Genomic DNA, 12,337 nt, shown 5'->3' on the forward strand with positions numbered 1-12,337 from the left:
GTCGGCTCACTGATCAGGAAACTCTTCGTGGCGGACGGGCCTGGTGCTGGACTGGTCGACAGGCCCGTGCGACTGAAGAACCTGCCCTTTCGCGGGTGACCGCCTCTCCCTCCCCCGCCCCTCCCCAAGGCCGACGGCCACCTCGGTCGCTCTGAGCCATTACCATCGGCCAGCATCGGCGGGCGGGTGCCCGCCCGACCGCCCAGGCAGGCCAGGGAGAGCAACGTGCTGATCACCCACGACACCCGGTGCGCCCTCGACACCGTGGTCGATCTGGTGAACACCGTGCCGGACGACGACACGACGGACGGGCTGCCCGATGCCGACGCGCTCGAAGATTTCGTACGAAAGCACGAGATAAGCGAAGTCGGCTCCCTGTCGGAGATCGATCTCGCCGCCGTCCGCAGGATCCGTGGCCGGTTCGCCGGAGTCTTCGCGGCCCAGGACGCCCGGACCGCCGCCGCGCTCATCAACGAGCTGGTCGCCGCGGCGGGCACCACGCCCCGACTGACCGACCACGACGGCTACGACTGGCACGTGCACTACTTCGCCCCCGGCGCGTCCATCGCCGACCACCTCGCCGCCGACTGCGGGATGGCCCTCGCGTTCTTCGTGGTCGCCGGTGAGCAGGAACGGCTGCGGCGCTGCGAGGCCCCGGACTGCCGGCGGGCCTTCGTCGACGTCTCCCGCAACCGGTCCCGGCGGTACTGCGACAGCCGCACCTGCGGAAACCGGCTCCACGTGGCGGCCTACCGGGCGCGCCGCAAGGAGTCGGCGGGCTGACGGGCGGAAGGCTCGGCATAGAAGACTTGGTGCTGACGCAGCCCCCGGCGGGTGACGCCGGGGACTGGCGTGTACAGCTCATAGCAACAGCAGATCATGCAACGAAGCCATGAGCAGCAGACACCCGATCACCGCAAGGAAGATCATCAGCGGTGGCTGGGAAAGGGCGAAGAGGCACCCGCGCGGCTCGTCATTCGGCGGCGCGGCCTCGCTCTGCGTTGTGTCCAGCATCTCGTCGCGATGATGACGCAGCCGAGACCCTCTACGCGATCAACACACCCGGAATGTGCGGTAGTTCGCCGAATTCCGTAATGTCCGCAGCGGGTCATGATCGCTTCCGAGCGACCTCCGTCACCTCCCGGCCGATTGTGTCGTTTCAGTACGCCACCACTACGCCACGACTACGTCATCACTACGCCAGTCGCCGCGCTTCGCCATGTGCCGTGCATCGTCATATGCCGTGCTTCTTCAGGATCGCCTCGATGTCGCTGAAGTCGTCCCCGGCGCCACCGCCGCGCGGCTTGGCCGTGGGCTGGGCCGCCGGGCGGGAGGCCTTGCCCCGCGCCTGCCCCAGGGAGGGCGCCGAGGCCGCCGGGGCCACCGCCGCACGGTGCGCGGCCTGCGCTTCTCTGCGTTCCTGCCGGCCGCCACCCCTGCGTCGCTCCACCGCGCGCGTGGTCACGAAGAGCAACCAGGCGCCACCGAGCACACCGAAGCCCGCCCAGGCGGTGGGGCTGAAGGCGGTATCGGCCAGCCAGCCGACCACCCCGGTCATCACCAGGCCGACGGGAACCAGCGAGTAGGCGGCGATACGAGCTGCCGCGAGAAAACGCTTGCGGTACGCCGTGACCACCGCGATGCCCAGGCCGGCCGCGGAGACGGCGGAACAGACGGTCTCGGCAATCATCCGGTCCTCCAGGCAGGGTTCGGTCGCACGGGTGCACGGTTCGGTCGCACAGGTGCGCTTCGTCCCTTCCATCCTGCACCGCCCGGACCCTCGGATGCCATGCCCGGGCCCGACATCAGGGACATCTCCGGGTCGTCTCCTCCACAGGTCCCGGTCCCCTCGTACGACGGCCACGGCCCCGGCTGGGAAACTGGTGCCCATGAGCGACTCCTCCCCCGTGCCCGCCGGCACTCCTGCCCCAGCCTCCGCCCCCGTCCTCGAGGTCTGGTGCGAACTCCAGTGCCCGGACTGCCGCGCCGCCCTGGACGACGTACGCGCCCTGCGGGCCCGCTACGGCGACCGGCTGGAGCTGCGGCTGCGGCACTTCCCGCTGGAGAAGCACAAGGACTCCTTCGCCGCCGCGCAGGCCGCCGAGGAGGCGGCGGAGCAGGGGCAGGCATGGCCGTACGTCGAGGCCGTGCTCGGCCGGGTCGAGGAGCTGGACCGTAGGGGCGAACCCTTCCTGGTCGAGGTGGCCGGTGAACTCGGCCTGGACGCCGAGGAGTTCGACACCGCGCTGATCGACGGCCGGCACATCCTGATCGTCGACGCCGACCAGGCCGAGGGCAAGGCCATCGGCGTGACCGGCACGCCGACGTACGTCATCGCCGGTGAGCGTCTCGACGGGGGCAAGAGCCAGGAGGGGCTGCGGGAGCGGATCGAGGGCATCGTGGACCGGCTGCTGGCCGGGCAGCAGGAGGCCTGACACCAGCGGCAACCGTCGAATCGCCTCCCTGAGCGTCGGCCTACAGCAGGTCTTTGTACATGTGGTGGGTGATGGTCTCGTACCCCAAGGACTCGTAGAGCCGTTCCGCCGGGGTGTTGCCCGCGAAGACGTTCAGGGAGATGGCCGGCCGGCCGGCCGTGATCGACTGGGCCTCGGCCAGGAGCATGAGGGTGCGGCCGTGGCCTCTGCCCCGGTGTTCCGCGTCGGCCTCGACCTTGTAGACGAAGGCCCGGCCCTCGCGGGAGCCCAGCCACAGGGTGCCGACCCGGGTGCCCTCGTGCTCCAGGACGCTGAGTGTCACGCCCTCGCTGGCCACACCCTGCGCCAGCATCCGCTCGTAGTCCTGCTTCGCCTTGGCGTGCGCCTCCGCCTCGGGCACTCCCCGCGCGATCCAGCTCTCCGCGTAGTCCAGCCTGCCCGCCGCCTCCCACACCACGAACTCGGCCTCCGTCATGGGCCGGCCACGGCTCCCGGCGGGCAGTTCGGGCGGAGCGGCGCCGAGCGCCTTGTCCATACGGCGGTTGCGCAGCACATAGCCGAGCGCGGTCGCGAGCCGCAGTGCCGCCGGTACGTCGCCCGGGACGGCCGCCTCGACACGCCGGCAGCCCCAGCCGCGCGCCACCTCCTCCGCGGCGAGCGCGGCCACCGTGCCCCGGCCGCGCCGTCGGTCGCGTTCGTCGATACGGAGGTCCAGGATCTTCGCCACCGAGTCCCCGAAAGCGGGGTCGGTGCCGAGGTGGATCGCACCGACGGGACGGCTGTTCACGCACACCTGGTAACGGCGTGCACGCGCCCCGTCGGCCTCGCGCTGCAGCGGCTCGGTCGGCCGCAGGGTGGTGGTCATCAGGGGTGTTCTACCCGCTGACGAGGCTGACGTCAGCCTCGTTTATGAGGCTTTCCTCGATCTTGCGCCTCGCTCAGGGATCGAGGTCGTCGCCCGTCCGCTCGTCGAAGACCCGCATCGCCTTGGCCGTCACCGGGCCCGGTGTGCCCGGGAGTTGGCGGTCGTCGACGCGGTGCACGGCCTGTACGTCCCGCAGGGTGGAGGTCAGGAAGATCTCGTCGGCGTGTTCCAGGACGTCCAGCGGCAGGTCGGTCTCCTTGACGCCCGTCCACTCGACGACGAGTGCGCGCGTGATGCCGGCGAGGCAGCCGGAGGCGAGCGGCGGGGTGTGGAGCTCGCCGTCCAGGACGACGAAGACGTTCGACCCCGTCCCCTCGCACAGTTGGCCGACCGTGTTGCCGAACAGCGCCTCGGACGCGCCCTGTTCGCGCGCTCTGGCGAGGGCGACGACGTTCTCGGCGTACGAGGTGGTCTTCAGGCCGGTCACGGCGCCGCGTTCGTTGCGCGTCCACGGGACCGTGATCACGGCGGTCGTGTCGGGGCGCCGGGCGGACTCGCCGACGGCGACGACCAGGGTCGGGCCGTGCTCCCCGCGATCGGAGCCGAGGGGGCCGTGGCCGCCGGTGTACGTGATGCGCAGCCGGCCGAGCGGCATCGGATTGGCGTCCAGTACGGCCGCACAGGCGCGGCGGACCTCGAAGAGGTCGGGGTCGGGCAGGCCGAGGCCGCGGGCCGAGCGGGTCAGCCGATCGAGGTGGCGGGTGAGCGCGAACGGCCGCCCGTCGACCGCCTTCACCGTCTCGAAGATGCCGTCACCCACGGTCAGCCCGTGGTCGAACACGGAGACGCGGGCGGTCTCGATGTCCTGCAGCCCTCCGTCGAGCCATAGCTTCACGTCAACGGTTCCTTTCCACTTCCGCTCGCCTCGTACTCTCCCGAGTACATTCCCGACGCTACCGCGAGCAGTCGGGACGCCTTCAGTTCGGTCTCGCGCCACTCCGCCTCGGGGTCCGATCCCCAGGTGATGCCCGCTCCGGTGCCGAAGCGCAGCAGGCCCTCGGCCCGGTCTATCCAGAACGTGCGGATGCCGACCGCGAGTTCGCCCGTCCCCCGGTCCGCGTCGACCCAGCCGATTCCGCCGCAGTACGGGCCCCGGGGCACCGTCTCCAGGGCGTCGATGATCCGCAGGGCGCTCGACTTGGGCGCGCCGGTGACCGAGCCGGGCGGAAAGGCCGCTGCCAGCAGCTCCGGCCACCCGGCGTCCGGGGGCAGCTCGCCTCGTACCGTCGACACGAGATGGACCAGTCCCGGGTGCTTCTCGACGACGCACAGTTCGGGGACGGTCACCGAACCCGTCGCGCAGACGCGTCCGATGTCGTTGCGGACCAGGTCCACGATCATCACGTTCTCGGCGTAGTCCTTCTCCAGGAGGTCCGCCTCGGTGCGTCCGGTGCCCTTGATCGGACCCGACTCGACGGTCCGGCCGACGCGGCGGAGGAAGAGTTCGGGGGACGCGGTGGCTATCTCGACGCCGTGCGCGGGCAGGCGGATCGTTCCTGCGTACGGTGCGGGGTTGCCGTGGGCGAGCAGGGAGGTGAGTGCGTCCACGTCGGCGTCCGGTGCGATGGGAGCGGACAGCACACGGCAGAGGTTCGCCTGATAGACCTCGCCGGCGGCGATGTGCTCGCGGATACGGCGTACGCCCGCGGTGTACGCGGCGCGGTCGAGGGACGACGTCCAGTCACCGGCGGCCGGGCCCCGCCACTCCCCCGGTGCCGGACTCGGCGCGGGCGCCGGCTCCTCTCGTGCGTCCCGTCGTACGTCCCGGAAGCGGGCGCAGGTCAGGCGGCCCTCGTAGTCCGCGGACACGGCCCAGAAACCGGTGGAGTCGAGGGCCGCGGGATCGCTGGTGACATCGAGGAGGCCGGTGGCGACGAGGCCGCCGAAGCGGGCGAGAGGAGCGAGATCGGACACACCGCCGAGTCTATGGCGGGTGTCCTGCGGGTGCCCTGACCTTGTCTTCGACCAGGCACACCCCAGCACGCTGCACAAACGCGTTTTTGTACTGGCCCCGGAATCCGCTAGAGTTCAACTCGTCGCCGGGACGCGAGAGCGTACCGAAACGACATGCGGACGTAGCTCAGTTGGTAGAGCGCAACCTTGCCAAGGTTGAGGTCGCCAGTTCGAACCTGGTCGTCCGCTCGCAGGAAGAGGGGGATCTTCCCGAACCCCCGCACTCCTGGTGGAGTGGCCGAGAGGCGAGGCAACGGCCTGCAAAGCCGTCTACACGGGTTCAAATCCCGTCTCCACCTCCAAGGACGATTAGCTCAGCGGGAGAGCGCTTCCCTGACACGGAAGAGGTCACTGGTTCAATCCCAGTATCGTCCACTGGTCCGCAAGGACCTTGATCCGCAAGGGTCCCCGCGCGATTAGCTCAGCGGGAGAGCGCTTCCCTGACACGGAAGAGGTCACTGGTTCAATCCCAGTATCGTCCACAGAGCAGAAGCCCCCGACCGTCTTGTACGGTCGGGGGCTTCTTCGTGGTTCCGGGAGTGGTTCCGGTCAGCTGGAGAACAGCATGTGGCCGAAGCTCTTGTGGCGCTTGCCGCCGTAGTGACCGCCGTGGCCGCCGTGGTGGCTGCCGCCGTGCGGGGCGCCCCAGGCGGGTGCCGGAGCGGCGGGGTAGGCCTGCGGGGCCTGCGGTGGCGCTGCGGGGCCCGCCCACTGGGACTCCACGCGGGTCAGCGCCTCCAGCTCGCCGTAGTCGAGGAATATCCCCCGGCAGCCGCTGCACTGCTCGATCTGGACTCCGTTGCGGTTGTACGTGTGCATCGGGGCGTGGCACTTCGGACACTGCATGCTCGGCTCAACTCCTGCCGGTCGGTGCTGCTTCTTGTTCTTGGTTCTGGTTCTTGCTCTTGGTTCTGGTTCTTGATCCTGATTCGCTTCTCGCCTGGACAGACTCTGTCCGGCTCCGTGCGGTTGCACCCTACTTCGCGTATTCGTGGGCCAACTCGGGTGGTACGGAACCCATCCGGGCACATGCGTCGACAACGGCCTGCTGTACGTCGTCCAGTGGGCGGTCCGCCTCCGTCGCCTTGACGATCGCCAGGGCCGCCGTCTGCACCGTGAGGGCTCGGGCGGCGATGTCCAGGGCGGGCCAGGGGTCGCCGTCGGCGGGGACGGCCGGGCCGCCCGCCGTGCGGTAGGCGGTCAGGAAGCGGGTCCACTCGTCGAGTGGGAGCAGTCCGCAGGCGTACCAGGCGGCCGGGCGGGCCAGGTCCCAGGCGGGGGTGCCGACTCCGAGGTCGTCCACGTCGATCAGCAGCCAGGGGCCGTGGGGGGCGGGGTGGCGTACGAGTTGGCCCAGGTGGAGGTCGCCGTGGCACAGGGTTGTGGGGGCTGGTTGGCCGGGGAGAGCTGGGTTGGCTGGGTGGGCTGGGAGGTCCTGCATCGGGGCCTCGGCTCTGGCCCAGGGCGGCAGGGCTGCCCAGGCGTGCAGGACCGGTTCGGTGGCCGGCTGGGGGGCGGTGGCTCGGAGGCGGGCGATCGCTCGGGCCGCCTTGGCCGGGCCGCGCATGGGTGGCAGTCCGGGTGGGGCGGGGGTCCGGTGGAGGCGGGCGAGGAGGGTGGCTGCCTCTTCCCAGGGGGCCGCGTCCGGGTCCTCCGGGTCGACGGGGGTGCCGTACGGCCAGAACGTCACGAGTCTGCCGTGCAGGTCGGCGGGGGTGGGGGTGAGTGGGGGCAGGAGGATGCCGGGGAGGTGGGAGGCCGTGGTGAGGCGGGCGGTGAGGTCGGTGGGGTCCGTGTCCGGGGCGTGGGCCTTCGCGACGGTGTCGGCGTGGCGGACGACGGTGCCGTCGGGGCGGTCGGCGAGGGTGTCTGCTCCGCAGGGGCAGGTGTTGGGGGCCTTGCGTGTGTGGGCCTTTGCCTTGGCTCGTGCGGTGAGGGCGGAGAGCAAGGGGGTGGCTGTCACGGGGCTCCCTGGGCGCGGTGCGGGTCTGGTCGTGAGGGTACGGCGTGGGCTGGGGTGGGGTGTTTTTCGCCCCCGCCGCCCCTACCCGTCCCATCCCTGGGGGCTGCGCCCCCAGACCCCCGCTGTCGGCCTGAACGGCCTCGTCCGCAAACGCCGGACAGGCTGGGTGGGGGCGCGGGCGGGTGGTGAAGTGCGGCGGGGTGGGTGGGCAAAAGCTCGCGCTGGACGGACTCGTCCGCAATCGCCGGACAGGCTGGGTGGTGCGGGCCTGCGCTGGGAGGGCGGAGGCGGGTGGGTGGGAAGGTCGCGCTGGACGCGCTTGTCCTCAAACGCCGGACGGACTGGAGGGTGCCGGGCGGGCTGCGGGATCCTCTCCGGCGCTTCAAAAACCGGGGAAAAGCAATGCCCGCGCAGCTCCCCAGCTGCGCGGGCATTTTTTGCCGTCCGCCGCACCCCCGTCCCCACGGGGTTTCATGGGTGGATGTCCCCGCCCGGACCGCTCTTCCGGGCCTGGGGTCGCCGCTCAGCGCCCCAGCATCACTCCCACGGACGACGCTTGTGTGACCACTGCTTCCCAGCCGCCGAAGACGACTACGAGCAGGGCTGCCAGGGGGAGGACCATTGCTGTTGCCACCAGTGGGTGGCGCTGGCCCTGTCGGCGCGGGCGGAACGCGGCGACGTACGCCTTGCGTCCCTGGGTGCGGAGCGCCGTCCGCGATGCCGTGTGGGCCATGGTCCCTCTCCTGACCGTTCTCTTGTTGGTTGGCAGCGGCGGGTGTCTGACCTCGGGGGACGAGTGCTGCACCCGCCGCTTGACCTCAAATCTAGGCTGCGGACGGGTACCGGTCGTCATGCCCTCGTACCGATTGCCGGGCCTCCCGGAGGATGACCCGTGACCTGCGGAGTACTCCTCTGGGTGGAGACGGAGTCCTAGGTCTCAGGGTCTTCCCGGAAGGGGTGCCCGGTGTGCCCCTTACTGTTCCGAGCTGTCCTCCCTCGGTACCGGCTGCTCGACCAGTGCCAGGACTCGGGTCGCCATGAAGCGGGCCGTGCGGACGACTGATCCGCTTCGGGTGACTTCGCTCACTTCCACCACACCTCGGCGTACCGCCGTCTCCACCCGGCGGCCCGCCCTGCTGGCCACCACCTCATACGTACGTGTCGTGTCCCCGGCATCCACGACTATCTCCACGCGGTCACCCTTCACGGGTCCAATCCCCCTTCTGTGACGGGTGGTTGGGATCACACGCGCCGTCAAGCCGCCCTGTTCGCGCGCTCCCTGACCACCTCTCAAGTCTCCCACCCGGCACTGACAATCCATCGGGACGAGAGGGCGCGGCCTCTGCGCGCACCCGGCCGGGGAAACGTAAGCTGTCGCTCGTCAAACGGACCGGGCAGCGGGGATGAACATGGCGATGATGCGCCTGAGGCGCGAGGACCCGCGCGTCGTCGGCTCGTTCAGGCTTCACAGACGGCTCGGCGCGGGCGGGATGGGCGTCGTCTACCTGGGCTCCGACAAGCGGGGGCAGCGGGTCGCGCTGAAGGTGATCCGGCCCGATCTGGCGGAGGATCAGGAGTTCCGGTCCCGGTTCGCGCGTGAGGTGTCGGCGGCGCGGCGGATCAGGGGCGGGTGCACGGCGCGGCTCGTCGCCGCCGATCTGGACGCGGACCGGCCGTGGTTCGCCACGCAGTACGTGCCCGGGCCCTCCCTGCACGACAAGGTGGTCGACGAGGGGCCGCTGACCGCCGCCGACGTCGCTTCGATCGGTGCGGCCCTCTCCGAGGGGCTCGTTGCCGTGCACGAGGCCGGGGTCGTTCATCGGGATCTCAAGCCGTCCAACATTCTGTTGTCCCCGAAGGGGCCTCGGATCATCGACTTCGGCATTGCCTGGGCGACTGGGGCCTCGACTCTCACTCACGTCGGTACGGCGGTCGGTTCGCCCGGGTTCCTCGCGCCCGAACAGGTGCGCGGGGCGGCCGTCACTCCGGCCACGGACGTGTTCTCGCTCGGTGCCACCCTCGCGTACGCCTCGATGGCCGACTCGCCCTTCGGGCACGGCAGTTCCGAGGTGATGCTGTACCGGGTGGTGCACGAGGAGGCCCACCTGCACGGTGTTCCGGACGCGTTGGCACCCCTCGTACGGGCGTGTCTGGCGAAGGATCCGGAGGAGCGGCCCAGCACGCTCCAACTGTCGTTGCGGCTCAAGGAGATCGCGGCGCGCGAGGCGCAGGGTATGGCGGACGTACGGCCGCCCGCGCAGCGTGCCGCCGAGGCGGAGCGGCCGACCGGGCGGCTCACCGAGAGCTATCCGGATCAGCGGCCTCCGTATCACCATCAGACTCAGCCCCACTCGCAGTCGCAGGGCCCTTCTCAGCCTCAGCGACGTCCTCAGGGGCCTGCCTCGGGGGCTCGTGGGGCTGTGCCGTCCCGGGGCGGGGGCGGTGTTCCTCGGGGGGACAGTCCCTCGCGGGGTGGCCCGGTTTCACGCGGTGGCACCGGCCAGTCCTCGTCCCGTTCCGGGGCTCGGCCTGTTCCCGGCTCACGGAACACGACCCGTTCCGGGAACCGTCCCGGGTCGCGGAGTGGCACCGGGCGGCCGGCTCCGCGGGGTACGGGGACCGGGCGGCGGCCCGCCAATCCGCGGCTGCTGCGGCAGCGGTTGTTCGTGTTCGTCGTGGTGACGCTGCTGGTTGCCCTTGGGATTGCGGCGGCTCAGGGGTGTCAGGGGCCCAGTCGTGGGCTTGGGGACGACAGCGGTGGGGGTCGGCAGCAGCAACGGTACGAGCAGGTGCAACCGCACTCCGCTGGATAGGCGGTTCTTTGTCTGCGGGCCCGGTGGGGGCTGGTCGCGCAGTTCCCCGCGCCCCTAAAAGGGCGCGTCACCTCACGGGGTTGTCGCCTCAGGGTTGGGGGCGGCCCGTTGCCACCGCGTAGAAGGCGACCGCTGCTGCCGCGCCCACGTTGAGGGAGTCGACTCCGTGGGCCATGGGGATGCGGACCCATTCGTCGGCGGCCACCAGGGCCTGGGTGGAGAGGCCGTCGCCCTCCGCGCCGAGCATCAGGGCTACGCGGTCCATCTTGTGCGGCGCGGTCTCGTCGAGGGTCTTGGCCTTCTCGTCGGGGGTGAGGGCCAGGAGTGTGAAGCCCGCCTCGCGGACCGAGTCCAGGCTCTTGGGCCAGGTGTCCAGGCGGGCGTACGGGACGGAGAAGACCGCGCCCATCGAGACCTTGACGCTGCGCCGGTACAGGGGGTCCGCGCAGTCCGGGGAGAGCAGGACCGCGTCCATGCCGAGGGCGGCGGCGCTGCGGAAGATCGCGCCGATGTTGGTGTGGTCGTTGACCGACTCCATCACCACCACCCTGCGCGCCGTTTGCAGAAGCTCGTCCGCCGTGGGGAGGGGTTTGCGCTGCATGGAGGCGAGGGCGCCTCGGTGCACGTGGTAGCCGGTGACGCGTTCGGCCAGCTCCGGGCTGACCGCGTACACCGGGGCCGGGAGTTCGTCGATGACGTCGCGCATGACGTCGACCCACTTGGCGGACAGGAGCATCGAGCGCATCTCGTAACCGGCGTCCTTGGCGCGTCTGATGACCTTCTCGCCCTCGGCGATGAAAAGGCCCTCCGCGGGCTCGCGTTTGCGGCGCAGTTCGACGTCGGTCAGGCCCGTGTAGTCGTGCAGGCGTGGGTCGTCGGGATCCTCGACGGTGATGAGATCGGCCACAGGGGTGATACTGCCTTGTCCTGGGTGCGGTGCCAACGGCTGGGAACGGATTGTGTTACCGGGGGTTACAGCAATGTCTCCGGGCCGACGTTCACCACCGCGCCGATCACGATCACCGCGGGCGGCTTCACGTCCTGCGTACGGACCGTCTCGGCGACCGTGGCGAGGGTCGCGTCCACTCGGCGCTGGGCCGCTGTCGTGCCCTCCTGGACCAGGGCGACCGGTGTGTCCGGGGACTTGCCGTGCGCGACCAGGGTCTCCGCGATCCGGCCGATCTTGTCGACGCCCATGAGGACGACGAGCGTACCGGTCAGCTTCGCCAGGGACTGCCAGTCCACGAGGGAGCGTTCGTCGTCGGGGGCGACATGGCCGCTGACCACCGTGAACTCATGGGCGATCCCGCGGTGCGTGACCGGGATGCCGGCCGCGCCCGGTACCGAGATCGAGCTGGAGATGCCGGGGACGACCGTGCAGGCGATGCCCGCCTCGGCCAGCGCCTGGACCTCCTCCATGCCCCGGCCGTAGACGTAGGGGTCGCCGCCCTTCAGCCGTACGACCCTCTTGCCCTGCTTGGCGTGTTCGATCAGCGCGTTGTTGATGGCCTCCTGGGCCATGAAACGGCCGTACGGGATCTTCGCAGCGTCGATCACCTCGACGTGCGGGGGCAGTTCGGCGAGGAGGTCGCGCGGGCCGAGGCGGTCCGCGATGACGACGTCGGCCTCTGCCAGCAGGCGGCGGCCCCTGACCGTGATCAGGTCCGGGTCGCCGGGGCCGCCGCCGACCAGGGCGACTCCGGGGGCGCGGGTGCGGTGGTGGGGCGCGACGAGCGTGCCGTCGCGCAGGCCCTCGACGACCGCGTCGCGGATGGCGGCGGTGTGGCGGGGGTCGCGGCCCTTGGCGTCCGTGGTGAGGACGGCGACCGTGACGCCCTCGCTGTGGCCGGTGGCCGGGGTCCAGGCCGTCGCCGCGTCGGCGTCGTCGGAGCGGACGCACCAGACGCGGTGGCGTTCGGCTTCGGCCGAAGCCTGGGCGTTGGCCTGGGTGTCGCTGGTCGCGATCAGGGCGTACCAGGCGTCCGCGAGGTCGCCGTCCGCGTAGGGGCGGCGCTCCCAGGTGAGTTCGCCCGCGTCCGCCATCGCCTCCACGGAGGGGGTTGCCTCCGGCGAGACGAGGAGGATGTCCGCGCCTGCCGCGATGAGGGCGGGGAGGCGGCGCTGGGCCACCTGACCTGCGCCCAGGACCACCACTCGGCGGCCGGTGAGGCGGAGGCCTACGGGGTAGGCGGGGTGTTCGGCCATGGGGGTGCGGCTCCCTGTCGGGGGTGGTTCTGATCGGGGCCAT

Annotated in this window: 14 protein-coding genes and 4 tRNA genes; 7 read left to right on the top strand and 11 right to left on the bottom strand. The window is 70.8% G+C overall.

Going from position 1 to position 12,337, the window contains the following annotated elements:
* Positions 1 to 225 precede the first annotated feature (225 nt).
* Complete coding sequence (locus ACWDR4_RS38400) at positions 226 to 783, top strand: CGNR zinc finger domain-containing protein (protein ID WP_450415412.1); 558 nt, start codon at positions 226 to 228, stop codon at positions 781 to 783.
* Between the two features lie 78 nt (positions 784 to 861).
* Here the strand turns inward: ACWDR4_RS38400 and ACWDR4_RS38405 are convergent, their stop codons facing one another.
* A complete protein-coding gene (locus tag ACWDR4_RS38405; RefSeq protein WP_369034270.1) occupies positions 862 to 1,014 on the bottom strand; it encodes a hypothetical protein in 153 nt (50 codons plus the stop codon).
* Between the two features lie 220 nt (positions 1,015 to 1,234).
* Entirely contained in the window at positions 1,235 to 1,762 is a 528-nt protein-coding gene (locus ACWDR4_RS38410) for a hypothetical protein (RefSeq protein ID WP_450415413.1), read from the bottom strand.
* A 127-nt stretch (positions 1,763 to 1,889) separates the two neighbouring features.
* On the opposite strand from ACWDR4_RS38410, the gene ACWDR4_RS38415 reads away from it, so the two are divergent.
* Positions 1,890 to 2,435: a DsbA family protein gene (locus ACWDR4_RS38415; RefSeq protein WP_450415414.1), complete on the top strand. Its 546-nt coding sequence runs from the start codon at positions 1,890 to 1,892 to the stop codon at positions 2,433 to 2,435.
* A 40-nt stretch (positions 2,436 to 2,475) separates the two neighbouring features.
* Here the strand turns inward: ACWDR4_RS38415 and ACWDR4_RS38420 are convergent, their stop codons facing one another.
* The 3 genes from ACWDR4_RS38420 to ACWDR4_RS38430 all read right to left on the bottom strand — a co-directional run bounded on the left by ACWDR4_RS38420 (position 2,476) and on the right by ACWDR4_RS38430 (position 5,274).
* Positions 2,476 to 3,300, bottom strand: a complete 825-nt coding sequence (locus ACWDR4_RS38420; protein WP_450415415.1) for a GNAT family N-acetyltransferase — start codon at positions 3,298 to 3,300, stop codon at positions 2,476 to 2,478.
* Positions 3,301 to 3,373: 73 nt separating this feature from the next.
* A complete protein-coding gene (locus ACWDR4_RS38425) occupies positions 3,374 to 4,195 on the bottom strand; it encodes an aminotransferase class IV (protein ID WP_450415417.1) in 822 nt (273 codons plus the stop codon).
* A complete protein-coding gene (locus ACWDR4_RS38430) occupies positions 4,192 to 5,274 on the bottom strand; it encodes a chorismate-binding protein (RefSeq protein ID WP_450415419.1) in 1,083 nt (360 codons plus the stop codon). The genes ACWDR4_RS38425 and ACWDR4_RS38430 overlap by 4 nt, the downstream gene beginning before the upstream one ends.
* A gap of 155 nt (positions 5,275 to 5,429) precedes the next feature.
* Here ACWDR4_RS38430 and ACWDR4_RS38435 point away from each other — a divergent pair.
* The 4 genes from ACWDR4_RS38435 to ACWDR4_RS38450 all read left to right on the top strand — a co-directional run bounded on the left by ACWDR4_RS38435 (position 5,430) and on the right by ACWDR4_RS38450 (position 5,795).
* Positions 5,430 to 5,502, top strand: a tRNA-Gly gene (locus tag ACWDR4_RS38435).
* A gap of 39 nt (positions 5,503 to 5,541) precedes the next feature.
* Positions 5,542 to 5,615 (top strand) — tRNA-Cys (locus ACWDR4_RS38440).
* 1 nt (position 5,616) lies between these two features.
* A tRNA-Val gene (locus ACWDR4_RS38445) sits at positions 5,617 to 5,688 on the top strand.
* A gap of 38 nt (positions 5,689 to 5,726) precedes the next feature.
* Positions 5,727 to 5,795, top strand: a tRNA-Val gene (locus ACWDR4_RS38450).
* Positions 5,796 to 5,862: 67 nt separating this feature from the next.
* Here ACWDR4_RS38450 and ACWDR4_RS38455 read toward each other — a convergent pair.
* From ACWDR4_RS38455 to ACWDR4_RS38470, 4 genes are all read right to left on the bottom strand, one after another.
* Positions 5,863 to 6,159 (bottom strand): TFIIB-type zinc ribbon-containing protein, encoded by a 297-nt coding sequence (locus ACWDR4_RS38455; protein WP_450415420.1) that lies wholly within the window; start codon positions 6,157 to 6,159, stop codon positions 5,863 to 5,865.
* A 130-nt stretch (positions 6,160 to 6,289) separates the two neighbouring features.
* Positions 6,290 to 7,276, bottom strand: coding sequence for a phosphotransferase (locus ACWDR4_RS38460; RefSeq protein ID WP_450415421.1), 987 nt, complete (start codon positions 7,274 to 7,276; stop codon positions 6,290 to 6,292).
* A 523-nt stretch (positions 7,277 to 7,799) separates the two neighbouring features.
* The gene (locus ACWDR4_RS38465; protein ID WP_053740242.1) at positions 7,800 to 8,009 is read right to left on the bottom strand and encodes a hypothetical protein; all 210 of its coding nucleotides are present in this window, start codon (positions 8,007 to 8,009) and stop codon (positions 7,800 to 7,802) included.
* A gap of 240 nt (positions 8,010 to 8,249) precedes the next feature.
* A complete protein-coding gene (locus tag ACWDR4_RS38470) occupies positions 8,250 to 8,483 on the bottom strand; it encodes a hypothetical protein (RefSeq protein ID WP_081223398.1) in 234 nt (77 codons plus the stop codon).
* 196 nt (positions 8,484 to 8,679) lie between these two features.
* On the opposite strand from ACWDR4_RS38470, the gene ACWDR4_RS38475 reads away from it, so the two are divergent.
* Positions 8,680 to 10,089: a protein kinase domain-containing protein gene (locus ACWDR4_RS38475; protein WP_450415422.1), complete on the top strand. Its 1,410-nt coding sequence runs from the start codon at positions 8,680 to 8,682 to the stop codon at positions 10,087 to 10,089.
* Positions 10,090 to 10,177: 88 nt separating this feature from the next.
* Here the strand turns inward: ACWDR4_RS38475 and ACWDR4_RS38480 are convergent, their stop codons facing one another.
* Together ACWDR4_RS38480 and cobA are read right to left on the bottom strand one after the other, a co-directional pair.
* Entirely contained in the window at positions 10,178 to 10,996 is an 819-nt protein-coding gene (locus ACWDR4_RS38480) for a TrmH family RNA methyltransferase (RefSeq protein ID WP_105974197.1), read from the bottom strand.
* Positions 10,997 to 11,061: 65 nt separating this feature from the next.
* Entirely contained in the window at positions 11,062 to 12,294 is a 1,233-nt protein-coding gene (gene cobA / locus ACWDR4_RS38485; protein ID WP_450415423.1) for a uroporphyrinogen-III C-methyltransferase, read from the bottom strand.
* Positions 12,295 to 12,337: the final 43 nt, after the last annotated feature.

It is taken from the genome of Streptomyces sp. NPDC000878 (assembly GCF_053599695.1).